The sequence below is a fragment of the Arthrobacter alpinus genome (assembly GCF_001445575.1).
GTDB lineage: Bacteria > Actinomycetota > Actinomycetes > Actinomycetales > Micrococcaceae > Specibacter > Specibacter alpinus_C.
Window position 1 is genome coordinate 3,735,240 of record NZ_CP013200.1, and the last position, 26,194, is coordinate 3,761,433.

General features: G+C 61.6%; 18 protein-coding genes and 1 tRNA gene. 4 read left to right on the top strand and 15 right to left on the bottom strand.

The genetic code is table 11. From position 1 onward, the window contains the following. Position 1: 1 nt before the first annotated feature. The 13 genes from AS189_RS16595 to AS189_RS16655 all read right to left on the bottom strand — a co-directional run bounded on the left by AS189_RS16595 (position 2) and on the right by AS189_RS16655 (position 16,117). Positions 2-2,731, bottom strand: coding sequence for a helix-turn-helix domain-containing protein (locus AS189_RS16595; protein ID WP_082634396.1), 2,730 nt, complete (start codon positions 2,729-2,731; stop codon positions 2-4). A gap of 125 nt (positions 2,732-2,856) precedes the next feature. Further along, positions 2,857-3,429: an aminoacyl-tRNA hydrolase gene (gene pth / locus AS189_RS16600; protein ID WP_062291367.1), complete on the bottom strand. Its 573-nt coding sequence runs from the start codon at positions 3,427-3,429 to the stop codon at positions 2,857-2,859. Between the two features lie 12 nt (positions 3,430-3,441). Further along, positions 3,442-4,008, bottom strand: a complete 567-nt coding sequence (locus AS189_RS16605) for a 50S ribosomal protein L25/general stress protein Ctc (protein ID WP_062291369.1) — start codon at positions 4,006-4,008, stop codon at positions 3,442-3,444. 345 nt (positions 4,009-4,353) lie between these two features. Next, positions 4,354-5,190: a type IV toxin-antitoxin system AbiEi family antitoxin domain-containing protein gene (locus tag AS189_RS16610; RefSeq protein WP_129587323.1), complete on the bottom strand. Its 837-nt coding sequence runs from the start codon at positions 5,188-5,190 to the stop codon at positions 4,354-4,356. A gap of 632 nt (positions 5,191-5,822) precedes the next feature. Beyond that, positions 5,823-6,803 (bottom strand): ribose-phosphate diphosphokinase, encoded by a 981-nt coding sequence (locus AS189_RS16615; RefSeq protein ID WP_062291376.1) that lies wholly within the window; start codon positions 6,801-6,803, stop codon positions 5,823-5,825. 39 nt (positions 6,804-6,842) lie between these two features. Next, positions 6,843-8,312, bottom strand: a complete 1,470-nt coding sequence (gene glmU / locus AS189_RS16620) for a bifunctional UDP-N-acetylglucosamine diphosphorylase/glucosamine-1-phosphate N-acetyltransferase GlmU (RefSeq protein WP_082634397.1) — start codon at positions 8,310-8,312, stop codon at positions 6,843-6,845. Between the two features lie 108 nt (positions 8,313-8,420). Then, positions 8,421-8,492, bottom strand: a tRNA-Gln gene (locus tag AS189_RS16625). A 237-nt stretch (positions 8,493-8,729) separates the two neighbouring features. Then, positions 8,730-9,566: a hypothetical protein gene (locus AS189_RS16630; RefSeq protein WP_062291379.1), complete on the bottom strand. Its 837-nt coding sequence runs from the start codon at positions 9,564-9,566 to the stop codon at positions 8,730-8,732. Positions 9,567-9,893: 327 nt separating this feature from the next. After that, on the bottom strand, positions 9,894-11,684 hold the full coding sequence (locus AS189_RS16635) for an ABC-F family ATP-binding cassette domain-containing protein (RefSeq protein WP_062291382.1): 1,791 nt from the start codon (positions 11,682-11,684) through the stop codon (positions 9,894-9,896). Between the two features lie 33 nt (positions 11,685-11,717). Then, positions 11,718-12,680, bottom strand: coding sequence for a 4-(cytidine 5'-diphospho)-2-C-methyl-D-erythritol kinase (locus tag AS189_RS16640; protein ID WP_062293928.1), 963 nt, complete (start codon positions 12,678-12,680; stop codon positions 11,718-11,720). A 53-nt stretch (positions 12,681-12,733) separates the two neighbouring features. Then, positions 12,734-13,612 (bottom strand): 16S rRNA (adenine(1518)-N(6)/adenine(1519)-N(6))-dimethyltransferase RsmA, encoded by an 879-nt coding sequence (gene rsmA / locus AS189_RS16645; RefSeq protein ID WP_062291385.1) that lies wholly within the window; start codon positions 13,610-13,612, stop codon positions 12,734-12,736. A 145-nt stretch (positions 13,613-13,757) separates the two neighbouring features. After that, positions 13,758-14,966, bottom strand: a complete 1,209-nt coding sequence (locus AS189_RS16650) for a resuscitation-promoting factor (RefSeq protein ID WP_062291388.1) — start codon at positions 14,964-14,966, stop codon at positions 13,758-13,760. Between the two features lie 257 nt (positions 14,967-15,223). Further along, complete coding sequence (locus AS189_RS16655) at positions 15,224-16,117, bottom strand: TatD family hydrolase (RefSeq protein ID WP_062291390.1); 894 nt, start codon at positions 16,115-16,117, stop codon at positions 15,224-15,226. Between the two features lie 152 nt (positions 16,118-16,269). Between AS189_RS16655 and AS189_RS16660 the strand changes: the two genes are divergently transcribed. The 3 genes from AS189_RS16660 to AS189_RS16670 are packed head-to-tail and all read left to right on the top strand — an operon-like array spanning position 16,270 to position 21,419. Continuing rightward, positions 16,270-17,373 carry an AAA family ATPase gene (locus AS189_RS16660; protein WP_062291393.1) on the top strand — a complete coding sequence of 368 codons (1,104 nt, stop codon included), beginning with the start codon at positions 16,270-16,272 and terminating at the stop codon, positions 17,371-17,373. A gap of 9 nt (positions 17,374-17,382) precedes the next feature. Then, on the top strand, positions 17,383-18,801 hold the full coding sequence (locus AS189_RS16665) for a DUF58 domain-containing protein (RefSeq protein ID WP_129587324.1): 1,419 nt from the start codon (positions 17,383-17,385) through the stop codon (positions 18,799-18,801). Then, positions 18,798-21,419, top strand: a complete 2,622-nt coding sequence (locus AS189_RS16670) for a transglutaminaseTgpA domain-containing protein (protein WP_062291401.1) — start codon at positions 18,798-18,800, stop codon at positions 21,417-21,419. Before AS189_RS16665 ends, AS189_RS16670 begins: the two co-directional genes overlap by 4 nt. 154 nt (positions 21,420-21,573) lie before the next feature. Here AS189_RS16670 and AS189_RS16675 read toward each other — a convergent pair whose 3' ends face one another. Both AS189_RS16675 and rsmI read right to left on the bottom strand, forming a co-directional pair. Beyond that, positions 21,574-23,100: an NAD-dependent succinate-semialdehyde dehydrogenase gene (locus AS189_RS16675; RefSeq protein ID WP_062291404.1), complete on the bottom strand. Its 1,527-nt coding sequence runs from the start codon at positions 23,098-23,100 to the stop codon at positions 21,574-21,576. Between the two features lie 286 nt (positions 23,101-23,386). Further along, positions 23,387-24,181, bottom strand: a complete 795-nt coding sequence (rsmI, locus tag AS189_RS16680) for a 16S rRNA (cytidine(1402)-2'-O)-methyltransferase (protein WP_082634399.1) — start codon at positions 24,179-24,181, stop codon at positions 23,387-23,389. 209 nt (positions 24,182-24,390) lie between these two features. Between rsmI and AS189_RS16685 the strand changes: the two genes are divergently transcribed. Beyond that, positions 24,391-26,109: a phospholipid carrier-dependent glycosyltransferase gene (locus tag AS189_RS16685; protein ID WP_082634400.1), complete on the top strand. Its 1,719-nt coding sequence runs from the start codon at positions 24,391-24,393 to the stop codon at positions 26,107-26,109. Positions 26,110-26,194: the final 85 nt, after the last annotated feature.

The following is a 26,194-nucleotide window of genomic DNA, read 5'->3' on the forward strand; positions in this document are numbered from 1 at the left end:
CCTAGAAGTCCTGGTCTTCAGTAAGCTCATGCCTCGTGGTGATGCCCAGCTTGCTGTACAGCTGATAGAGATGACCTTCCACCGTCCTGACAGAGACGCCGATCCTGTCAGCAATGGCACGGTTGCCAAGCCCGCGTTTGGCCAACTTCGCCACCTGAATTTCCCGCTGTGTGAGCTTGACCCCCGCACTTTGGGGCTGGAAGGGCAGTTTTGGCAGGTTCTTGTGGAGGCGGTCCAAACGCTGCGATGCCAGCCTGGCCAAGGAGTTTCGTCCCGCGTCCCTCGCGAAGTCCAAGGCGAGAACCGCACATCGGGATTCGACGGCGTCGAGCTTCAATGTCTCAGCAATGTGCGCAGCTTCCAGCGCCTTTTCGGCATCTTTAGTCCGGCAACTGCGTGCCAGTAATACATTCAGCGTTGCCATGGGGCCTTGACGGCGTAGGGAAACATCCTCCAACAGCGCGTAATCCTTGTCGGTCGCCTGGATGGTTGCGGCGAAAAGTGACATGGAGGCCATGGCAAACCGTCCCTTGTCAATGTCAACGAGGGCTGAGAGATGCATTTGTTCCGTTGCCCGCGGGTCATCGAGCCAGCGCAGCGCCAGGTGCGTGAAGAAATTGAGCATGGCTTGGTTGGTCCACAAGGTTGGCCAAGGGACGGATTCGGCCAGTTCCAGCCAGTCCCTTGCGTCCTGTTCATTGTTGACTTGGGCGTGACAGAAGGCCAGCGCAGCATAAGCCAGGCCCAGAGCATGGTCACTATTCCGGGCTTCAAGCTGGGCCGCCGCAGACATGAGCACCTGCACTGCCTCGGCCCCACGTCCGGCAAATGCATGTGCCAAGCCAAGGTTGAGCTCGATCAAACCGCCGCGGTAAGGAACGGGGCGGTGCAAGCCTCCAATTTCATCCTGAAGCATCGCAACGCAGTCGATCCACTGCCCGCTCCAAATCTGGGCGATCGCCTTTCCGTTGCGAGCGTAATCACTGAAAAGTGGAGTCACGCCAAGGGCTGCAGCGTCCGTCTCGATGCGTTTGGCCAGCGCAATCGCATCCAACTCACGGCCAACTGCTGCTAGGGCAGGAACCAGCAGGCACGCGCAATTGAGACGATACGCGGCGTCGCCCTCATTCGTTGCCGCCTCCAACTCCGGGATGACGGCAGTGAACTCGCCCAGGTGGATCTGATATTCGAAACGGGCCAAGTTCAGAAGTGTTCGTCCCAACTTTTCTGTCGTGTCCGGACCCTTGCCATTTTCGGCAGCGAGACGTTCCTCGGCGCCAGTCAATAGCTCCTGAATTCTCGGCAAGCCGGCTTCTACCCACAGCAGTGCCCGGGTGCAGGCCAAAACCCACGCCCCAAATTCTTCAATGGGTAGCTGCGAAATGACTGTAGCGGGTACACCATCAAGGACAGCAACGGCTGCCTTGTAGTCAGCCAACAGTTGGTAAGCGGCGCTTCGGGCCTGTACTGATTTGACCCACGAGGGGTGATCTGTGGGAATCTGCGTGGCGCAGCGTATTGCTAACTGTGGATCGAAGTTCTGCAGAGCGCTCAACGCCGCGGCCAAGGCAACTCGAGGGTCCAGGACCATCCCGGCGTCGAGAGTCCATGTGGCCAGCGACATGATTTCACGACCATCAAGAGATTCCAACTCCTGATCTACGGTCAGGGCAATCTCAGTGAACATTTCAGCCATCCGCTTCGGGCTCAGCCCGCTGCGAACAATGTCCCCAACATATTGCTCGGCAAGGAACGCCCGATGGCGCCCTTCGGCTGAAATCTCAACGAATCCGCGTTCCTCTAGTTGCCAGAGAGTCTCCTGTCCCAAGGCAGAGATCGCCACCTGCAGGGGCGCAATGCCAAGGAGTGACATCTTCTCCACGCCCAGACGCACGGCAGCATCCTCCCGCGATAGCCGAGAGCTCACAATTTCTGCCAAGGCGCTGGTGGAGTCCAGATTGATAGCGTCTTTCACAACCCAACCGCCAAGGTGTTTGACAATGCTTCCCTTGACTACCTGTTCGCGGAACAAAGCCTGCAGAACCAGCGGAATGCCATTGCTGGCCTCATGCAAAGCCGTCACCGCAGTTTGGGAAACAAAGGTCCCGGTCGCTTTGGCGATCAGCTCCCCTACTTCGGCCAGGCTGAAATGGTCCAACCGGATCTCACCGAGTTGTCCGTCCTTGGCTAACCACACCAGGTCTTCGGGGAGATCGGCGGAATCCCGTGCCATTACCAACACCTTGGCCGTTCCGCCAAGCAGCAGGTGCATCATGACACCCACCGTCAAGAAATCCAGCCCCGGCAGATCATCCACGATCAAGAGCACGTCACGGCCAGCCGCATCCGCTCTGATGAGTTCATCAATTCCACGGATCACCCCTGTGGGGGTTTCCAGCGCGCTGGCAGGCAGCCGGGCCATCAGCATGGACAGAGGGCCGTAAGAGATGACAGCTTCGGCCGATGAGCCGAACAAACGTTCAATGTGAGTGGTGGGGGCCAGTGTTTTTTCTACCGCACGGGCAAGAGTAGTCTTGCCGACACCCCAGGGGCCGATAACCGTGACCCCATAGGTGGCAGGGTCATTGAGGGCGCGAACAGTCCGGTCGATTTCCGTCTGCCTAACGAAAGAAGACCAGAACTTCCTATCAGCCGCCCCCATGGCTTCGAATGTCCCCAATGCCGCAGGTTTCGACCATTTTCCAGCCGCGACATTGTTATAAGTTGTCATCTCGAGACCCCGTTTGTCCTACGTCCAACAGCCCCCTCAGAGCCGCCGCACCGCATAATGGCGATCATAACAGTTGGGATGGACAAACTACACCGCAGGGGTGATGCACAACACAATGTGTCGAGTTATTTGAATTTTCCCTGCGCGGCCAGCAGGCCCTCGCTGACCAGAAGTTCGACGGCGTCGGCCGCGTTATCGATCAGGAACGGGAGGGTTTTATTCTCCACAGTAGAGAAATCGCGCAAGACGTGACTGGCGGCATCGGCTCGGCCCGGTGGGCGGCCAACTCCAGCACGCACGCGGTAGTAATCCTTAGTGCCCAAGGTCCGGGAAATGTCCCGCAGCCCGTTGTGCCCGCCTTCACCGCCGCCAATTTTGACCTTGACGGTGTCGAAGGGGATATCAATTTCGTCGTGGACGGCGATGACATTCGCGGCGGGGAGGTTATAGAACTTGGCGAGTGCCGCCGTCGGACCTCCATTGAGGTTCATGAAGACGGCGGGTTTGGCCAAGATCAACTTATGCCCGCCCACGGCCAGGCGACCCGTGGCCACCAAAGCCTTGGCTTTATGGGTCTTGAAAGTAGCTCCAAGGCGGGAGGCTAATTCCTCAACCACCATGTAGCCAATATTGTGCCGGTTACGGCTGTAGCCGGGCCCGGAGTTCCCGAGCCCGACTACAAGCCATGTTTCACTCATATGAGGTGAAGACTACTCAGCAGCCGGAGCAGCTTCGGCTTCAGCAGCCTGCTCAGCCAAGTGGGCGATCAGCATGATGGAATCGTTCTCCAGCTCGGCATCTGCCGGCAGAACCAGGTCAGTTGCGTAGATGTGCTGACCGGAGGTGCGGCCGGTGATGTCGACATCGATGCGAACCGGGACGTTGGTTGCATCAGCGGAGAGGCTGACGGTCATTTCTTCCTGGTTGACGACAACGGAGGGAGCAGGCTCGCCAATGAGGTGAACGGGAACGTCAACGATGACCTTCTCGCCCTTCTTAACGGTCAACAGGTCGATGTGCTCAACGATCTGAAGTACGGGGTCCTTCTGGACGTCCTTGACCAGGGCGAGGTGCTCAACGCCGTCGACCGTGACGCGCAGCAGAGCGTTGGAGGCGCGGATGGCGCGAACGGTTTCGCGCTCCGGCAGGACGATGTGCAGGGGTGCAACGCCGTGGCCGTAGATTACTGCGGGGATCTGCTTGGCGCGGCGGATGCGGCGTGCAGCGCCCTTGCCGAACTCGTTGCGTGCTTCACCAATGAGGTTCAAATCTGACATGAAAAAAGCTCCTTCATTTCATAGGGGGTGGGCGTGGACTAAACAGGTCAACACAATCCACAACATGAAAGTCAGGAGCTGCGAGACCCAGTCGATCACGGATACTCACTAGGTGGGCATCCCTCGCCAAGGTTTACTGGACAAGTTTAGCAGACTGGCGCTGTGGCAGCGCGCAGCAGGTCCGGACGGAACGCTAGGGCGGCGGCAGGGGGCTGTGCCCGGTCTCTGGAACGTTTATGCGCCGAACCCATACCCAGTTTGGCGCAGCTGGACACCATGCGATGAACTCACTTGCAGTTTGGCGCATGCCGGAAGTTCAGTGATCTTATGCGCCGGACTGAGCCTTCAGTGTGGCGCATAACTGATCATCGCCAGCGCCTCGCGCACCCATTTCAGCATGACATCTGGACTCCCCAGCACCACCTTTGCCGGAATGCGCAAGCACCACAAGCCTTTGATGACCAGCAGATTGTCGCGCCGCAGGTCCTCAGCCCATCCGCTTTCCGTGTTGTGGTACCTCTCTCCGTCTGTTTCCACGCCTAGGACGCCTTCAACCAAGAGGTCCAAATGACCAACGTCCTTGACGTAAAACTGGCCTTGGACGTTGAGCCCAGGCCGCCGCAGGTAGTATCTGGCCACGGTTTCTGCGATAGACATGGCTTGTGGATCAATCTTGTCAATAATCGCCCTTGCACCCGTGTCTTCACGCCTGGAGAATTCGGCACGAAGATCAGGGATGGTGCACATCTCGAGAACCACAGCAGATTCAAGGGCAGCCAAGCCATCCACCTCGGAACCACATTTGATGCATTGGCGCAGGATGTCCATCAAGGTCTGAGGCCCACTCACTTTGTGAACCACACACCCAGAAATCGGCCTTCCATGTGCTGCGGCAACGTGCGGAAGAAGTGGAGATTTAATGATCCACAGCCCCAGCTGCTCGGCCTTAGTGAAACACGTCCGCCGTGCCTGATGCAGGGCCAGATGAATATCCAACGGATCGGCATCCGGCAGCGCATAATAGCCACGGCTAATTTGACTGATAATCCCGGCACCTACGGCCTGCTTCAAACTCCAGTCCGTGCATCCCCTTGACAGCAGGTCTTTCCTTCTCGCGACCTTGCCGTACCACGCAACTTCATCCGCCACTGAGCGGTTCTTTACTGCTGCTGAAAGTGTCATGCACCTAGCGTGCCCACGGGACGGCGGCCCCAACAGCCCCGTCGTCGTGATTGTGGATAAGTCGGCTTGGGTGGCGCCTGTGGAGGAACCAGGGCTTACTTTATGCGTCGGACTGTGGGCGGAATCCAGCGCATGCCCTAGCTGAGGTTCTTTTATGCGCCGAGCCCGTACTCAGTTCAACGCCCGGAAGACCATGCACCAAACTCAGCAGCCGTCCGGCGCATAGGGTGCGGGCATCGGCGGTTAGCACAGGCTAGGGCGCCCCACTTTTGCTATGCGCCGGATTCAGCCTGGAATTCAGCGCATACCGTACGTGCGGTTCCCTTATGCGCCGAGCCCGTACTCAGTTCAACGCCCGGAAGACCATGCACCAAACTCAGCAGCAGTCCGGCGCATAAGGTGCGTGCATCGGCGGGGGTAAAGGCACCTCGGGCGAAAGAGCGGACACACGAACGGCCGCCTCCCAGTGCAGGGAAGCGGCCGTTTGCCGTAAAAGCTAGTGAGCCTACGCGCCCGAGGGACCCATTGTTTAGACGCGCCAGCGGCTCAACAATGGGAGGGATCGGGTGGGCCCACGCTTGCCAGGTTCCCGAAAAATCGCGTCAGCGATTTTTCGGGCAGGCAAGTGGGGATTAGGCGTCGCCGTCGAACAGGCTCGTAACGGAACCGTCCTCGAAGACTTCCTTGATGGCACGGGCCAGCAGCGGTGCAATGGAGAGCACAGTCAACGTGGGGAAGCGCTTATCTTCCGGGATCGGCAACGTGTTGGTGACAACAACCTCGCGTGCACCGCAGTTGGCGAGGCGCTCGGCGGCAGGATCGGAGAACACGGCGTGCGTGGCTGCGATGATGACATCCTTGGCGCCGGCATCCTTCAAAACGCGAACGGCGCCGGCAATGGTTCCACCGGTGTCGATCATGTCATCGATCAAAACGCAGGTGCGTCCCTCGACCTGTCCCACAACAGTCTTGGAAACAGCCTGGTTCGGAACTGTGAGGTCACGCGACTTGTGAACGAACGCCAGAGGTGCGCCACCCAAACGCTCGGCCCACTGCTCAGCCACACGCACGCGGCCAGTGTCGGGCGAAACCACGGTTACGTCGTCGTCCCCAACAATTTTCCGGATGTGATCCGCCAACAGCGGGATCGCGAACAAGTGATCCACGGGGCCGTCGAAGAAGCCCTGGATCTGGGCGGTGTGCAAGTCAACGCTCATGATGCGGTCGGCGCCAGCGGTCTTGTACAGATCGGCGACCAGACGGGCCGAGATAGGCTCGCGGCCACGGCCCTTCTTGTCCTGACGTGAGTACGGGTAGAACGGTGAAACAACCGTGATGGCAGCAGCAGAGGCGCGCTTCATGGAGTCAACCATGATCAGCTGCTCCATGAGCCAGTTGTTCAACGGTGCCGGGTGCGCCTGAATGATGAAAACTTCCTTGCCACGAACGCTCTCCCCCGAGCGAACGTAGATCTCACCATTGGCGAAATCGTAAGCCGACATTGGCAGCAGTTCGGTGTTCAAGCAACGCGCCACTTCCTCGGCCAGCTCTGGGTGTGCTCGGCCTGAAGCCAAGACCAGTTTTCTGTCGACGTTATGACTTAGTTCGCTCATTATGTTCTTTCTCGCGGTGGTGGGAGTAGGTGAGAAGTTTTAGTTGACTGGCGAATGCGCAGCGTTGGCAGATTCTGCCGCCTGGGCGGGGATGCTGCCGGGTCGGTTAGCCGTGGTCCAGCCTTCGGCGTTGCGCTGCGGAGCCACCGTCAAGGTGAGCGCGCCGGCGGGCACGTCCTTGCGCACAATGGCACCGGCTCCGGTGAAGGCGCCGTCACCAACGGTCACTGGGGCGACAAACACGGTGTTGGAGCCTGTGCGCACGCCCGATCCGATCACGGTGCGGTGCTTGTTCACGCCGTCGAAGTTGGCTGTGATGTTGCCGCAGCCAATGTTGGTGTCCTCGCCAATTTCGGCGTCGCCAGCGTAGCCCAGGTGGGAGAGCTTGGAGCCGCGGCCGATGGTGACGTTCTTGGTTTCGTAGAACGCGCCAATCTTGCCGTCGGCGCCAAGTACGGTACCCGGACGGAGGTAGGTGAACGGGCCGACGTGCGCGCCCGCACCGATGATGGCGCCGGTTCCGTGAGTGCGGGTTACTTCCGCGCCCTCGGCGATTTGTACGTTGGTCAGGGTTGAATCGGGACCCACGACGGCGTCACGCGCCACTGTGGTGGCGCCGTGCAGCTGGGTGCCGGGCAAGATGGTGACATCTTCGGCCAGTACCACTGTGGAGTCGATCCAGGTGGTGGCGGGGTCAATGATGCTCACGCCAGCGCGCATCCAGCCTTCCACGATGCGGCGGTTGTGCTCGGTGCCCAGAGCTGCGAGCTGTACGCGATCGTTGGCGCCTTCCACCTGCCAGCGGTCGGTGGTGGAGACCGCGGCGACCCGGCCGCCGTCGTTCCTCGCCAAGGAAAGAACATCGGTGAGGTACATCTCGCCCTGGTTGTTATCCGTGGTGACGCTTTGCAGCGCGGTGCGCAAGACGGCGGCGTCGAAGGCGTAGATTCCGGAGTTGATCTCACGGATCTCGCGCTCTTCCTCCGTGGCGTCCTTGTGCTCGCGAATGCCTAGGACGGTTCCGTCGGAGGCATCGCGAAGGATGCGTCCGTACCCTGCGGCGTCGTCGAGGACTGCCGTCAGGACGGTGACGGCGTTGGCGTCTGCGTTGTGCGTGGCGACGAGTTCGGCCAGCAGCTCACTGGTCAACAGCGGAACATCACCGTAGGTGACAACCACTGTGCCTTCGACAGGTGCCTGGGCATCCAGCGCCTCGAGTGCCTGCTGGACGGCGCGGCCTGTGCCGGGAATCTCATCCTGATCAACAATGTCAGCAGTGCTGTCCAGTTCGGCGATGTGAGCGGCGACGAGGTCGCGTTCGTAGCGAACCACAACGGCCAGCTTGGCAGGGTGCAGACCCTTCGCCGCTGCCAGTGCATGGCCAACCATAGAAATGCCACCGATGGTGTGCAGGATCTTGGGTGTGCGTGATTTCATCCGCGTGCCCGCACCGGCGGCAAGGACAATAACAGCTGCCGGGTTGTTGGAGGGGATTTCTTGGGGGCTCACTAAGTGGCACTCCTGCCCGGACCATAGTCCGTTTCAAAACGTACGCAATGGGAAACAACATCCATGGTACCTGCTCAGCCCGCAAGCCTGATTTATTTTCAACTACGGTTCCGCCCACAGGATTCGAACCTGTACTCCACAGCTCCAAAGGCTGGGGTGCTGCCGTTACACCAGAGCGGACCATGCACTTCCCGCTCTCACTGGAAGCTCACGAGAATATAGTGTGCCACGGCCATGGCATGTTGCGCGACTCGAGAGCCCCGACGCCACACGATTTGACGCCGCTGGGTGTCAAAGCTCACACTTTCGCCAGCCAGTTTTGCTCTTGGGCCACTTCTCTTGGACCGGGCGGCTTTGGAGGCGCGTACAGTTACGTCCTAACGGTGCGCCACTCTTGGAGCTGCGCACGGTTAGCGCCTAACGGCGTGCAGCTGCGATCGTTTCCAAGGCCTGCCGGACCCATCGCAGCATCTCTTCCGGGTAATACATTGCTACGGCAGCCTTGAAATGGAGTGTGGGCACGTTCGCGATAATTAGCACGTTGCCACGACGCAGGTCCTCTTCCCACGCCTTTTCATTGTTGTGGTAGTCCTTGCCGTCAATTTCAAGGCCCAGTTGGCCATCCACCAGCGCGTCAAGGTGACCCATGCCCGGGATCAGTGCCTGGCCTTGGACGTTGTAGTCAGCCGCCTTCAAGTGGTACCTGGCGCACGTTTCAGCAATGGACATCGACTGGGGATCTATCATGTCAATGATCTTGCGAACCCGCCCGTCTTTTCGCCGGCTAAACAAGGTTCTCAGCTCTGCCATGGTGCATTTGTCTTTGATAACGGCCGATTCCAGGACACAAAGGATTTCCAGCTCCGTGCCGCACTGTGCGCAATGGCGCAGAATTGCCCGCAGGCTCAGCCTGCCCCTGAAACGGTACGTCACGCATCCCGGTACCGGCCTGCCATGGGCAGTACCTACGTGCGGAACGTCCTGGTCGTGAAGGACCCAGAGGCCCTCTGTCTTGGCACGGCCAAAACATGTCAGCTCGGCCTGATGTTTAGCCAGGTGCTCGGCCAGGGCCGAGGAGTCTACGGTGGCGTAAACGCCGCGGGAAATTCGCAAGATGGCCCCGGATTTCAGGGCGCACCGAATATGCCAGTCCGTGTATCCCCGGCTGATCAGACGCTTACGCCTGACGGCGGTACCCAAGGCCGCAACTACTGATTCGATGGGCCGGGGCGGAGAGCTGATGCGTACGTTCATGGCACCATGATTGGCCAAGAAAACAGGCGGCGACAGCCCCGGCGTCGTTATTGTGAATAGGTGGCTAGGCAGCGCGGCTGTGGAGGAACCACTGTCCGAGATCCTGGAGCGCCACACTGAAGCTGCGTGCGGTTACTGGCTAACGGTGCGCCACTCTTGGAGCTGCGCACCGTTAGGGAACAACGGTGCGCAGGCTCAGACTGGGACAGGCCGGACCAGTGCTGGGACAGGCCGGACCAGGGCGGCGCAGGCTCAGACTGGGACAGGCCGGACCAGGGCGGCGCAGGCGCAGGCTCAGTGCTGACACAGGCGCCAGTGCAGTGCGGCTTACTCGAGGACGTCGGACGCCTGCAGCCACTCCAGTTCCAGACCTTCACGCTCGCTGGCGAGCTTGGCCAGCTTCGCTTGCAGATCGCCCAGGACGTCGTAGTTGCCCACGTTGGCGGCCATCTGCTCGTGAATCTTGGCATCAGCGGCGGAGTTCTTGCCCAGCTGGCGCTCCAAACGGTTCAGCACCTTGCGAGCATCGCGCTTCTGACCCTCGGTGGGGCCCGACGGAGCCGGAGCCGCGCTGGGGGCGCTAGAGGAAGGAGACAACCCCGCGTTTTCACGCAGCTCCAGGTACTCGTCAACACCCCTGACCAAGCCACGGATCTTGCCGTCGCCCAGCAACGCCATCTGGTGATCGGTGACGCGTTCCAGCAAGTAGCGATCGTGCGAGACCACCACGAGCGTGCCCGGCCAACCATCGAGCACGTCCTCTACCGCTGCCAAAGTGTCCGTATCCAGGTCGTTGGTGGGCTCATCGAGCATGAGCACGTTGGGCTCCCCCACCAGCAGTCGCAGCAGCTGCAGGCGGCGGCGCTCACCACCGGAGAGGTCTTTGACCATGGTCCACTGCTTTTCCTTGGTGAAACCGAGCTGCTCCACGAGCTGGCCAGCGCTCATCTCCTTGCCAGCCACCTCAAAGGAGCGCTTCTCCCGCTCGATGACCTCCACGACGCGCATGGTCAGGACATCGTCCAGCTCACGCACCTCCTGCGTCAGCACGGCGGTCTTGACCGTTGAACCGGTCTTCATCTTCCCGGACGACGGCTCGACCTCACCGTTGAGCAGGCGCAGCAAGGTGGTCTTACCGGCACCATTGACGCCAACCAGCCCCAGCCGCTCCCCCGGCGCCAGGCGCAAGGTGATGTTGTTGAACAGGTTCTTGGCACTCTCGCCCTCGCCGATGGTCAGGGAGACGTTTTCTAAGTCAATGACGTCCTTGCCCAGACGCGCGGTGGCCATCTTGGACAGCGCCACGGAATCGCGGGGCTCCGGAACATCGGCAATCAGCTCATTGGCAGCCTCAATGCGGAACTTGGGCTTGGCCGTTCGCGCAGGTGCGCCGCGGCGCAGCCACGCCAGTTCCTTCTTGACCAGCTGCACACGCTTGGATTCCACGACGGCTGCCGACCGGTCACGCTCGGCGCGGGCCAAAACATAGGCGGCGTAACCGCCGTCGAACGGGTCAATGGTGCCGTCATGAACTTCCCAGGTACGGGTACACACTTCATCAAGGAACCAGCGATCGTGGGTGACCACCACAAAGGCGCCTTCATTGGCACGCCAGCGCGCCTTGAGGTGCCGTGCCAGCCAGGCAACACCTTCCACATCGAGGTGGTTGGTGGGCTCATCGAGCATGATGACATCGTCATCGCCAATGAGCAGCTTGGCCAGGGCCACACGGCGCTTCTGGCCACCGGAGAGCGTGTGGATGTTGGCGTGCCAATCAACCTCGCCCACCAAGGCGCCCATGATTTCGCGAATCTTGGGGTTGGAGGCCCACTCATGATCGGCGGCCTCACCCACAATCGCGAAGCCCACGGTGTCATCGCCGTCGAGCACGTCCGTCTGGTCCAGGTAGCTGACCTGGACGCCGCCGCGCACGGTGACGCGGCCGGAATCGGCGGTTTGGCGGCCGGCCAGCAGGCGCATCAGCGTGGACTTGCCATCACCGTTGCGGCCCACAATGCCAATACGGTCGCCTTCTTCAAGGCCGACGCTGACGCCGTCGAGCACGGTTCGGGTAGCGAAGGAGACACTGAGGTTCTCCCCGCCCAGCAAATGAGCCACGTGGTACCACTTTCTTTTACGGTTTTTATCAAGTTACAAAATTATGTGTGCGCCGTGCACGGGGCCTTCGACCGGCCATGCCTGATGCCCGCGATCTGCCAGTGCTGCCGCCAAATCCTGCGCATGCGCGGCGTCTTCGGCGAGGAACGCCAAGGTGGGCCCGGATCCGGAGACGATTCCCGCCAGCGCGCCCAGTTCCGTCCCCTGCGCCAACACGGTGGTCAGCGACGGGGCCAGATGCTCGGCGGCAGCCTGCAGATCGTTGTGCAGCCAGGGCGCCAGAGCCTGCGCATCCCCGGCGCGCAAGGCCGCCAAGACTCCCGCCTCAACCTGCGCCGGCTCATCGGCCTGGATGCCGCCCGCCTCACGCAAGGTATCCAGCGTCCCATAAACCACTGGCGTGGACAGACCAAACTCCGCTGGCACCAGAACCCAATGCAGCGGCGTTGGCGCGAGTGCTGCCGTGAGTTCATCCCCAATGCCGAGTCCGACGGCGGCACCCCCCATGAGCGCGAACGGCACGTCCGCGCCGAGCTCGGACCCTAGCTGAGCCAATTCTTCGCGGGAGAGGCCGGTGTGCCAGAGCGCATCGCAGGCCACGAGTGTGCCCGCAGCGTCAGCTGAACCACCGCCCATGCCGCCGGCGATGGGCACATGCTTGGTGATTTCCAGATGAAGTCCGGTGGGGTCTTCGGCTATGTCGGCCACGAGTAGTGCAGCCTTGACCACAAGATTGCTGCCGTCCAGCGGAATGGCGGCAAGCTGTTCAGGCGTTAAGGAACTCTCGGAGCTGATGGAAACGGTGATGTCCGTAGACAGCGTGCCGGGCCGGGCCGTGGCTGCTACTTCTTCGTAGCGTGAAACGGCCAGATAGGTACTGGCAACAGCGTGATAGCCGTCAGATCGCAGCGGCCCTACTTGAAAGAAGGCGTTGATCTTCCCAGGCGCCCGGACCTTGACCCGGCGAGGTTCCGGCTGCCACAAAGAATCAGACACTGCCTCGAGTCTGTTGCTCCGACCTGTACCTGCCGACTCCATGGACTCCATCCTTAGGCCGTGATGCCAAGTTTGGCTTCGGCAATGCGGGCATAGGCTGCCACGTCAATGACTTCGCCGCGGGCGCTGGGATCCACACCAGCCATACGCAAGTACGTCTCGGCCTCGGCAGCGCCACCGGCCCAGCCCGCCAAAGCTGCGCGCAGGGTCTTGCGGCGTTGGGCAAACGCGGCATCAATCACGGCAAAAACTTCTTCCCGTGAGGCACTGGTTACCGGCGGTTCATGGCGGGTGAAAGCCACCAGCCCAGAGGAAATCTTCGGTGCCGGCCAAAACACGTTCATGCCGATGACGCCTGCCTTGCGCATCTTGGAGTACCAAGCGCCCTTGACCGAGGGGACGCCATAGGTCTTGGAGCCAGGGCCAGCAACCATCCTGTCCGCTACCTCATCCTGCACCATCACCAGGCCATGTTTGAGCGAGGGGAAGTGTTCCAAGAGGTGCAGCACCACGGGGACGGCCACGTTGTAGGGCAGGTTCGCCACCAGCGCTGTGGGCTCGCCCGGGAGCTCCAAAACCCGCATGGCGTCAGAGAGGACAACCTCAAGGTTGGCAGCCTTTTCCGGACGGAAAGCAGCAACAGTGGAGGGCAGCTTGGCCGCCAGTACGGGGTCAATCTCAACGGCCACCACGCGGGCGGCAGCATCGAGCAAACCTAAGGTCAGCGAGCCCAGTCCAGGGCCAACTTCCAAAACTGTTTCACCAGGGTCCACATTGGCTGCTGCCACAATGCGGCGGATGGTATTGCCGTCAATGACAAAGTTTTGTCCCAGCGTTTTAGTGGGACGCACACCGATTTCTTCGGCCAGTCGGCGAATTTCGGTGGCGCCCAGAAGTGGCTGGGTGGCGGGGCTGGGATGCGGGGAGGTCACGAAACCATGGTATCTGCTAAGTCAGCGCGCGTGGCACCGGTAGGGAGGTGGCATCAAGCACGACGCCGGGTGGTGACCTTTGTTGTGAAAGGTCACCACCCGGCGTCGTGCTTCATGTGTTTTGTGCAGGAGCGTTGCTAGGGGGTTAGCCTGCCGCGTGGCCGCAGCCCCACGGCTGCAGGCCGCGCTCGGCGAAGACCTTGTTGGCAATGGCAATCTGCTGGGCTTTGGTGGCCAAGCTGGCGTTGGGTGCGTAGGCCCCGCCGCCGTTGCCAAGCCAGGTCTGGATATCAAACTGCAGGCCACCGTAGTAACCGTTTCCGGTATTGATGGCCCAGTTGCCGGTTGCTTCACACTGTGCAATGGCATCCCACATGGCCTCGTTGGACATGGCGGGCGCCTTGGCTCCTGTGTTGGCTCCTGCTGTAGTGGCTCCTGCTGTAGTGGCTCCTGCGGCTGCGGGGGCCGTGGCGGCGGGAGCTTCAACCTTCTTGGCGGGGCGTTCCTTGCCACCGATACTGATCTTGGCTGCCGTTGGTTCGGTGAGCACCTTGGCACCGGTCTCGGTGCGACTTACCTCAACACCGTCAATGGATACGGTGCGGAACATCTTTTCCAGCGTGCCAGCGACACCCGCAGTGATCGTCTTCTTCTCATCCTTGAAAAGGTCCGGATCAACACTTTCGTCAGTCTTGAACGGGACGGCTTCGGTTTCAGTGGCGGTTCCGGCGTTGTTCACGCGAGTCACCTTGACCACCATGTTCTCCACCACAACTGCGCTGCCGGGCGTGGAAAGCAGATCCGTCTTGGCCAGAGTCACACCGGTTTCAGCAAGGAAACTATAAACGCTTTGAGCCGTGGTGGTTTTGATCTGCTTCTTACCATCCGCCACGAGAGTGATCTGCTTCGGGGTGATGATGCTCAAGTCACTGGAATTGGCGATCAGGGAATCGGCCGGTAAGGAAACCTTGGCATTGGCGGCGATGCCCATTTGGCTGATCAGATCACCGATCTTGGAGGAGGTGGTGGTGACAGTCTTCTCTGCCCCATCCAGACTCACGGTAATGTCTTTGGCCGTATTGACGGTAATGATTGAACCGCTCTCAACACTGGTGTCTAGGGCGGGTGTGATGCTGTCGGCGTTGCTCACTGAAATTTCCGCTTGCTCCAACACGTCACCAACAGACTCACCGCGGGCTTGCACTGAGCTGGTTTGGCCATCCACTACCAAGGTGACGGTTTTGGTGGCCGTTATGAACGCCAGAAGCGCCACCACGAGCGCCAGCAAGACTGCGCCTTGGCAGGCAAGCTTCAAATAGCTCAATTTGCCATTGACGGTGAGGAGAGAATTCACGAGTTCCCGTAACTACTAGAGCACCCGGGCACGGAGAAGTACGGAGCAACTCCAGCGGTTTTAGGCCGCAATACATTGCGGACTGAACTGCCAAAATTGTTCTTGCGAACGGTTGCCGCGGAGCTCTTTCGAACGGTAGCTCCGGCAGCATTTCATCCGTTGGCCTTCCCCGACCACGGCTAATAGTTACTCAGCGTAACCTAATCGTGATCTGCAGGACAAGGTTTAGCGGTGAAAACGTGAGCGACACGACACCGCTAATCCTTCCAGGATCCATAAACAGACTCTGTGTTATTGCGCAACAAGGTACCCATAACACTCAGATCTAGATTCATCAGCTGGGCCATGCTTCGCACCGTATAGGGCAGCATGTAGCTGGCATTGGGCCGGCCCCTAAAGGGGTGCGGAGTCAAAAATGGCGCGTCGGTTTCCACCATGACCAGCGCCGGATCTGCCACGGCAAGTGCCTCGCGCAAATTGTGGGCGTTCTTGAAGGTCAAGGTGCCGGAGAAGGACATGTACCAGCCGTTCTCGTTACAAATCCGCGCCAATTCAGCGTCGCCGGAGAAGCAGTGAAAGACAAGACGCGAGGGCGCCCCAACCTCTTTGAGAATCTTGAGAACATCAACGTGCGCGTCACGGCAGTGAATCTGCAACGCCAGCTCCCGCTGCTTGGCAATATCTAAGTGCTGGCGGAAGGAATGGTGCTGGGCAGCCACCCCGTCCTGGGCCGTCCTGAAGTAGTCCAGTCCGGTTTCCCCAATGGCACGGACACGGGGGTGGGCAGCCATGGCATCAATTTCCGCCAGGGCCGCGTCCAGGCTGCCGGACAAGGCCAGTTCCGGGGCGTCGTTGGGATGGATGGCGACGGCTCCGAGCAGACGCGGATCCGCATCGACTGCTGCCACGGTGAAACGTGACGAGGGTAGATCGCAACCAACCTGAACCGCTCCGGCAACACCCACCGCCTCAGCTGCATCAAGCGCCGCACCGAGCTCAACCGGTGAATCGCCAAAGTCAAAGTGCGTGTGATTGTCATACACGGGCACGGGCAGCGGTTCCGGTGCTGCGGCGAAGGCACCCGGGCGGGTGCCTTCTCCGTCCTGGAGCTCTTCAGGGCGGTACGGGCGGGGAACATCATTAGTGCACATGGTCTTTTACTTTACCGTTCGCTTCTTCTCCACTTCTTTTGCGGGCGCGAAGGCGCCAATTCGCGGCCAAGCTAGTAGCGTAGGTCACAGGACTCTGGTTTTAGGAGAGGTACCTGAGCAGATGGCAATGAAATCGACCCGAAAGGTGAGGCATGGGCCCGCAGGAGACATTGCTGGCAAGCACCGGACCGGTTGAGGCTGGAGCCGTTGGGAAAACCGCGGCTGAGGCTGAATTGCAGGCTGCGCCACAAGATGCACCAGGACTGGTGCAGCCCATGGAAGCGGCACAATTTGATGCCTTGAGCGCGCGAATCATGGCCGTCATGAACACCGTCATCGATGGTAAAGAAGAACAGGTTCGGCTGGCACTGACGGTCCTGCTGGCCGGTGGCCATTTGCTCCTGGAGGATGTGCCTGGGGTAGGCAAGACACTGCTGGCGAAGTCGCTGGCACGCACGGTCCACTGCACCGTGAACCGGATCCAATTCACCCCGGATCTGTTGCCGAGTGACATCACTGGTGTCTCCATCTTCAACCAGTCCACCCAGTCCTTTGAATTCCGTCCCGGAGCCATTTTCGCCAACATTGTTATTGGTGATGAGATCAACCGGGCGTCGGCAAAAACCCAGTCGGCCTTGCTCGAGTCCATGGCCGAGCATCAGGTGAGCGTGGATGGGCGGACCTACAGCTTGGCCGCCCCATTCATGGTGATTGCCACCCAAAACCCCCTTGAAATGGAAGGCACGTATCCGCTTCCCGAGGCGCAACGTGACCGCTTCATGGCGCGGATTTCCTTGGGCTATCCGGACACCGACGCCGAGCTGTCCATGCTGGAAACTCACCAGTCCGTGAACCCGCTGGATAGTGTGAGCAGTGTTGCCACCGCCGATCAGGTCAACGCCATGATTGCCACCGTTGCCGCCATTCACGTGGCCCCGGCCGTGCGCGCCTACACCGTTGCCTTGGGCCAAGCCACGCGAACGAACCCTGACTTACTCTTGGGCGCCAGTCCGCGAGCGCTGCTTCAGCTTTTGCGTGCTGCGAAGGCGGCTGCTGCTCTCGCTGGCCGCGGTTTTGTCTTGCCTGATGACATTCGCGAGCTGGCCGTGCCTGTTTTGGCCCACCGTTTACTGGTGGAGCGCGGAGCGGCCACGCGTGGCGCCACCGCGGCCAGTGTCATTGCAGAGCTGCTGGCCACGGTGCCGGTTCCAGGCCAACCGGACGGGCGCGCCGTGAAGGACGCCCGGTTCCGCTAAAGCCCACTGGTGTTGTCCTTGAGACCCTTCATGCTCCGCGGCTGGCTACTCCTGGCGGCAGGAGCGTTGGCCCTTTTATTGGCGCTCGTGTTGGGCCGCCGCGATCTCCTCATGCTGGCCATCTTTTGTTTGGCGCTACCCGGAGCTGCCTGCGCCGGGCTGTTGTGGTTCAAGCCGGGGTTTTCCGTCAAACGCCACATCTCCCCCGGCATGGCACGGGCCGGCAGCGCCGTGTCGGTGGTTCTGGAGGTACGCGGTCAAGCCCCCGGCGGCGCCCGGGCCCGGCTCACGGAGGAACTCCCTTATAGCTTCTACACCGCCCCGGTCTTTAGTTTTCCCAACCCCATAGTGCCGCGCGGCCCGGTGAGCCGCTACCACTATGAAGTGGTCCCGCCCCGTCGCGGCGTGTTCGCCGTGGGACCCTTGCGAGCGGAGTTTTCTGACCCGTTCGGCGTCGCTTTCCTCAAGCGCATCTTGGACGACGGCGGCCAGCTCACAGTGGCTCCGGCCGCCGTCGAGCTTGCATCGATTTCACTCTCCGATGGCAGAGGTCAGGACGGCTCACGAACCACCAAGGAGTTGGCGCACGCCAGCCACGACGACGCCATGACACGTGAATACCGCTCCGGGGACCCCCTGCGTCGCGTCCATTGGCCCGTCACTGCACGGCAGGGCAAGCTCATGGTACGTGCGGAGGAATCGGTCACCGCACCCGAGGCCGCGGTGGTGCTGGACCGCCGTCACCACGCCTTTGGCGATTCCCACCCGTTCAACCAGCGCACCGTGCCAGAGGGAAGTGGACACGCTGGAGAACGAAACGCCAGTGCAGGGCTCGGTGGTGCCGGGTTCAAAAAGCCCACCAGCTCAGAACTGCACACGACCCCCACTTTTGAGAAGGCCGTCAGCGCGGTGGCCTCCATTACCGCCCACTTGTTGGAGCGTGGCTATTCACTTCGAGTGCTGGATCACGGCGGCAACCCAGGGTTTGAATCCTCCGCCTCGGCGATCACCCCTGCCGTGGAGGATTTCAGTGGCAGCCAGGGCATCTTTGACGTCGCCGCGGCACTGGCGGCTTTGGAATTGGAAGGGGCCAGTGGCGCCATCGCAGGAGCCGCGGCCTCGGAAAGTGACAGCGCGCCCTTTGGCAACACACTTGCCTACAAGCTCCACCATGGCCGGCGCCGCGGGCCGTTGGTGGCTGTCACCGGCCTGCTCGATGACGCCGCCGCCCTGCGACTGGCGAGCATCGCAGAATCCACCCAGAGCGCTTATGCTTTAGTGCTCTGCCAAGATGTGCGTGAGGTTGCTAGCGCTTTGGAAACCTTGCGCGGGGCGGGTTGGCACGCTGGCGCCCTGACGCCGTCGGCCTCCCTTGAAGAGGTCTGGTTACAGCTGGACCGAAGCGCTACTTTTGGGCTGGCGCCATGACGTTGCAGCAGGGCGGCGGCACACCTGAGAAAAACCCGGACCGGAAAGCGCCTGATCAAGGATCGCCAGCGCGGGCGCAGTCGGGCCAGGGCAACGCGAGCCAGAGTAAGCCGGGCCAGAACAACTCTGGCCAGGGAAACGGCGCCGGCTGGCCTCGGCGGGCCGAGCCGGCACGAACACGCCTGGGCGCGGCCCGCACCGGCCCGGCCCGCTGGATCTTGGCGCTAACAATTTTCGCTGCCGTCATGGGTTCCTCACTGGCACTGAAAGGCGTCATTGTAAACTTCGGCTGGTTCCCGCGGGCATCGTTTGTGGTCGCTGCAACACTGTTGCTTCCTGCGCTGTTGCGCCGGTACCCGGGGCTGAGCTCCTTCGCCCCGCTGGGTGCACTGGCCGGCTGGCTGCTGAGCCTGACCATGGTGTTTTTCCCAACGACCGCCGTGCTCGGGTTCATTCCCACGCTGGATACGCTCAGGGCCGCCCAGCTCATAGCCGCGGAGGCGTCCTCGGTCATCATGGGTAATCTGGCCCCTGTCCCTGCCGTGCTGCCCATGGTCTTCCTGGTCAGTGCTGGCTTAGGTTTCACCGCATTGTTGATTGACACCTTGGCCATTACGGTCACGATGCCAGCAGCTAGTTCGCTGGGGCTGATATTGATCATGCTGCCCTCGGCACTCATGACGGAGACAGGTCTTGGCACCTTGGCTTTTGTGGGTGCCGGAGCCGGATTCTTACTGATCGTGGGCTGCTGCCGCTGGTACGCTCCAGAGGGGAAAATCCGTGCTCACGCCAGCTACCTTCCCAGCGGCACGCTGACACGGGCCCTCGCCCTCGGTGCGGCAGTAGTACTGATGATGTCGGTGGTGCCAGCGGTGCTGCCCGGATTCAATCAAGGCGCTTTCACCCAGGGCACGCGGCTGAATCAACAGAGTGGAAACGTCAGCCTGGACCCCATGATTTCCCTCGGCGAGAACTTGCGGCAGCAATCGGGCGAAGTGCAACTCACCTATTTGAGCAACACAAGTACCGGCCAGTACATTCGGGTCAACACACTCGAGGACTTCACAGGAAAATCGTGGCGGCCCTCGCCGCTACCTACGGGGCTGGAACCCGGTTTGGCCAGTCTTGCACCGGCTCAGGAGGCCAATCCCGGCATCCCCCGAACGGAAACGCTCACAGTCATTACCACCGAGGGGCTGCGCAGCGAGTGGCTACCGGCTCCGGCCGGCACCGTAAGTGTTGAAGAATTGGGTGGGAACTGGCGTTGGAACCCCGCCACCGCAACCATCAAGGGCGCAGGGTCCACGACCTCTAACAAGTCCTACGTAGTGCGCAGCGAGGTGCCGGAACTGACTCCGGCCCGGCTGGGCTTAGCCACCGGAAAACCGCGCTCCTCACTGGATAAAATCTTCACAACGCTCCCGGCGGATGTGCCGAAAATTGTCAAAGACACCGCCAAAAGTGTGGCCGGCTCCGCAGCCACACCGTTTGGCCAAGCCATGGCATTGCAGAATTATCTGCGTTCGGACGCCTTCACCTACAGTCTGGATACACCCGCCGAGGATGGCTACGACGGATCTGGCATGGAAGTTCTTGCGGCTTTCCTGAAGACCAAGAGCGGCTACTGCGTGCACTTTTCCGCCGCGATGGCCGTCATGGCCAGGGAGCTGGGCATCCCCGCTCGCATTGCCGTGGGCTATGCGCCAGGGGCTGTCACCACTGATGTGGCCGAACGCGACGGAGTAAGCCTGTTTGGTTACCGAGCCACCGGCCGTGACGCGCATGCCTGGCCCGAATTGTATTTTGAGGGCCTCGGCTGGGTGCCTTTCGAGCCCACTCCCTCGCGCGGCAGTGTCCCTGAGTACGAGCAAGAAGCGGACAGTTCGGTCCCCCTAGCCAGTGCTGCCCCCGCTCCCAGCTCCACGGCAACGCTCACTGCGACAGCCACGGCGTCCGCCACAACAGCCGTCGCGGGCCCCGGAACCGCGGGACAACCGGCGAATTGGCGCGCCTGGCTGCTGGGCATCGGTGCCGGAATGCTGGTGGTCTTGCTCCTGATGACTCCGGGTTGGGCTAGAAATAATGTCCGACGGCGGCGCCTGGCCCGGGTGCGTACCCCCGCCACCGCGCGGGTCTCCGGCACTACCAGCGCTACCGGCACGACCGGCACCACCAGCGCTACCGGCACTAGCGCGGCCAGCACTACCGGCACTAGCGCGGCCAGCACTACTAGAACCGGCGTTCCGCCGGCCGTTCTGGCTTGGCGCGAACTCATGGACACGGCCATTGACTTTGGCTATGCCCCCGATCCGGCACGCACCCCGGCACTCCACGCCGAACACATCGCCACCATGCTGGGGGCCACGGCTCCTGCAGCTGTGGCACTGCTGCGGCGAGCCTATGAGGAGGATGTTTACGGCGCTGGGGCCAGCCATGCTGGCGGCACGCTGTCTGCGGACGCCGCGTCCAAGTCCCCCGCGTCGACTGCTGAGGTTCCTGCCGGACGAGACGATCTGGCGGACGCCGTGGAAATCGTGGCCGCGCGTCTGCAGAGCCGAGCCACGCTGTGGCGACGGATACGCGCTCGGTGGGTGCCGGCGTCGCTCTTCCGCCGTTAGACCTCCTCCAGAAACGCCGCACCACTTTACGGCGTTTAAACCATTACGCTCCCTCACTTTGCGGCACAGAGAGAGGGAGCGTAATGGAATAAACCCCCGGAAGTGATGCGGCGTTGCCGAAAAACCGCCGGAAAGTGGTGCCGGGTCTGCGGAACTAGCCGTTATGGGGATTCGGGAAGCCGATGTACTGGGTGTACAGGTACTCCTCGATGCCTTCGACGCTGCCTTCGCGGCCCAGACCGGACTGCTTGACCCCGCCGAAGGGTGCCGCCGCATTGGAGATGACGCCTGCATTCAAGCCCAGCATGCCTGTCTCAATCCGGTTGGCCATCCGCAGGCCGCGGTTGTGGTCCTTGGTAAAGATATAAGCCACCAAACCGTATTCGGTGTCGTTAGCCAGGGCTACTGCCTCGTCTTCGTTTTTGAACGTGACAATGGGGGCCACCGGGCCAAAGATTTCCTCGGTGAGGATGCGGGAGCCGGGCTCAACACCCTGCAGCACCGTGGGTTGGTAGAAGTAGCCGGGACCGTCGGCGGGGGCACCGCCGGTGATGACGCGGGCGCCGTCGGCCACGGCGTCGCTGACCAGCGAGTGCACCTTGTCGCGGCTCTTGGCGTCAATCAACGGGCCCACCTTGGTGGCCGGATCGGTGCCGCGGCCCGTGGTCATTTCACCCATGCGGGCGGCAAAGCGGGTGGCGAATTCGTCGGCCACGGATTCGTGCACCAGGAAGCGATTAGCGGCGGTGCACGCCTCGCCCATGTTCCGCAGCTTGGCTGCCATGGCACCTTCCACGGCGGCGTCCAGATCGGCATCTTCGAAGACCAGGAACGGGGCGTTGCCGCCCAATTCCATGGAGGTGCGCAGAACGTTGGCGGAGGCGTCGGCCAACAGACGCTTTCCCACGGGGGTGGAGCCGGTAAAGGAGAGCTTGCGCAGACGTGAATCCTGGATGAGCGGACCCGTCACGCCACCGGCGTCGGTGGTTGCCACAACATTCAGCACGCCGGCTGGCAGGCCCGCATCCATCAGGATTTGGGCGAAGAGTTGGCTGGTCAGCGGCGTTAGGTTGGCGGGCTTGAGCACCATGGTGCAACCGGCGGCAATGGCCGGGGCGATCTTGCGGGTTGCCATAGCAAGGGGGAAGTTCCACGGGGTGATCAGCAGGCAGGGACCAACAGGCTTCTTCTGCACCAGGATCTGGGCGGTTCCCTCCGGATTGGCCGAGTAGCGGCCAAAGGAGCGGGTAGCCTCTTCGGAGAACCAGCGCAAGAACTCGGCACCGTATTTCACCTCACCCAGGGCTTCGGCGAGCGGCTTGCCCATTTCCAGGGTCATGAGCAGGGCAAAGTCATCGGCACGGGCAGTGACCATGTCAAAGCCGCGGCGCAGGATTTCGGCACGTTCACGTGCCGGAGTCGCAGCCCACTCCGCCTGCACGGCCACAGCGGCATCCAAGGCCGCGGCACCGTCTACGGCACCGGCGTCGGCAATCTCCAGCAGCGCTTTTCCGGTGGACGGATCCTCCACGGTAAAGGTCTTGCCGGAAGCCGCGGGCCGCCATTCACCGTTGATCAGTAGTCCCGTGGGAACGCTCGCCAGCAGGACGCGTTCGCGCTCGGCCTGCTCGGCGCTAGTGGGTTCGGCGTTGGTGTGCTGGGCGGTTGGGCTCACAGTCATGGAGACTCCTCAAATCTGGAGCCCCTGCAGGTGGCATCAGACCTCGGGCGAAGCCATGGTCTACAGGGGCAGTGCGGCGGGAAACGTGTTGTAATTCACGGTAGGTCCCCATGAACCACAGTGTCTACGCATGGACGCACTGCCCGCGCCGTTTTCGCTGTGCATTTGTACAGCTGCCCTGCGGCTGCGGCTGCGGCTGCCGCATCAGCTGTGGCTGCCGCAGCCGCTCCGCTCCCTGAATACTTGCGGGGGCTGAATGCATGCGTCCCGCCCGAGCCAGACGGAGTTATCCGCGTGCTGCCAGCACGGCGCTGTACAGCTCACGCTTGCTGAAGTGCACATCATGGGAAATAACGGCGACAGCTTCCTTCATCCGCATGCCCTGGCCCATCAGCTCGTTAACGGCCGCCACGTGGTCTTCGACAGTTCCTGCGTCACCGGCTGGAGCGCCACTGACAACAATGGCAATTTCACCGCGAATCTGGCTTTCCTCGGCCCATTCCAGCAGCCCGGACAAGGGCCTGCGGATCACTTCTTCGTACGTCTTGGTCAGCTCGCGGCAGACGGCCCCCTGACGGGACGGCCCAAAAGCGGTGTGCAGCGCGCGCAGCATGGCTTCGAGCCGGTGTGGAGCCTCAAAAAACACCATGGTGCGCTTTTCCACGGCCAGATCGTGCAATCGCGAGGCCCGCTCCCCCGACTTACGCGGCAGGAATCCTTCAAAGCAAAAGCGATCCGTGGGCAGCCCGGACAGTGCCAAGGCGGTCAGGACTGCGGAGGGGCCAGGGGCTGCGGTGACCTTCACGCCGGCTTCAACAGCAGCGGCAACCAGCCGGAACCCGGGATCGGAGACGGAGGGCATGCCGGCATCGGTGACCATCAACAAGGTCTTGCCGCTTTGTACTTGGGTCAGCAGCTCGGCGGTCTTCACGGCTTCATTGTGCTCGTGGTAGCTAATGATCTGGCCGCCCACTTTAACGCCCAGGCTCGTGACGAGGCGGTGCAGGCGGCGGGTATCCTCGGCAGCAACAATGTCCGCCGTGCCCAGCCAGGCAATGAGGCGGGCCGAGGCATCGCCCATATTGCCGATGGGGGTTGCCGCTAAAATAATGTAGCCCTCTCCGGGCTTGGCCGGGGGGCAAGGCTGGAATCGAGGGCTTCTTCGGCCACGTCCGAGTCGTTGTCGGCGGGTGCGGGATCTGTGCCAAAGTCATCTTCCATATCTCCAGCGTAGTGCTCCGCGGCTTCAGGGCACACTTGGGTAGCATTGACCCCGTGCAACCCCACGTTATGGATACCGCTGCGGCGGCCCCGGATCCCACCGCTGCCACTGACCCGCGGGCGGAGGGCAACGGCTCGCCAGGCCCTTCCCACGCGGCCAGGCCCAGCGTTCCGGCGCGGCGTTGGCTGCGCGATCCGGCCGAGGCCTTCACCGGCGCAGCCCTGCGTGCCCGTCTCCTGGGGAGCCGGTATTCCTTCGCCACCACACCCGTGAGCTTGCGTGTCTGGTTTTGGATGGCCCCGATCCTGACGGCCTTGGTTGGCGGACTCCTGCGCTTCCTGCGTCTGGGCCAGCCGCCGTCGTTAGTCTTTGACGAGACCTACTACATCAAGGACGCCTACAGCTATTTGCAAAGCGGCTACGAGCGCAACTGGGCAGAAAAGGCCAACGACCTCTTCAACCAAGGCATCTTCACCAGCATCGAGGACACCGCCGAGTACGTGGTGCACCCGCCCGTCGGCAAGTGGATGATCGCGTTTGGCATGTGGGTTTTTGGCCCGGAAAGCACCTTCGGTTGGCGGTTCTCGGCAGCCCTGGTGGGCACCTTGTCTATCTTCTTGCTGGCTCTGATCGCTGCGAAAATGTTCCGCTCCACCATTCTGGGCGCTGTGGCCGGCCTGCTCTTCGCCGTGGACGGGCATGCCATTGTTCAGTCCCGCACCTCGCTGCTGGACATCTTTGTCATGTTCTTTGCCCTGGCCGCCTTTGGGGCACTCATCATGGACCGCGATGATGGACGACGGCGGCTGGCAGCAAAGCTGTCGGCCCTCGCCGGCGCTGATGGTCGGCTCCCGAGCAAAGCCCTGCTGTACGGCCCGTGGCTGGGGATCCGTTGGTGGCGGATCGCTGCCGGCGTGGCCCTGGGACTGTGCATTGGCACCAAGTGGTCAGGTTTGTTCTTCCTGGCCGCCTTCGGGTTGATGAGTGTGGTGTGGGACATGAACGCGCGGCGCATCGCCGGCATCAAGTACTGGGTCATGGGCGCTGTCTGGAAAGACGGCATCGTTGCGTTCGTCTCCATGGTGCCCGTGGCCACCGCCACCTACCTGGCCAGCTGGACCGGCTGGTTCCGCTCCACAGACGCCTACGACAGGCATTGGGCGCAAGAGAACCCGTCCACCACATGGGGCTGGGTCCCGGATTCCCTGCGCTCCCTGTGGCACTACCACTACACCGCCTACAACTTCCATACCGGGTTGGCCTCAGACCACCCATATAAAGCCAACGCATGGTCATGGCTGGTCATGGGCCGCCCCACCTCTTTCTACGTCAAAAACTATGAAAACGGGGACGGCGGTTGCGCGGTTGAAAAGTGCACGGCCGCCATCACCAGCGTGGGCAATCCGCTCATCTGGTGGGCAGGTACCTTGGCCCTCTTGTTCCTCATCGGAGTCTGGATAGCCAAGCGCGACTGGCGTGCAGGGGCCATCCTGGTCGGCTTCGCAGCTGGCTTCCTGCCCTGGCTCTTCTACCCGATGCGCACCATCTTCTTCTTCTACGCCATCGCCTACGAACCGTTCATGATCCTGGCCATAGTGCTGGTCTTGGGCATGATCTTAGGCAAAATTGGCGATCCCCCGTGGCGGCGAACCCAAGGTGCCATCATCGTGGGAATCTTCCTGGTCCTGACAGTGGCCATCAGCGCCTTCTTCTATCCGATCTGGGCAGCGGAGATCGTCCCGCATGAATATTGGCGCCAACATATGTGGCTGCCGAGCTGGATCTAGGACACCCCTGTTCCGTTCCCCACGGACGACGGCGGACAGCCCGGCCGCCGTCGTACTACTTTGAAAGCACGTCTCTGCCGCCATG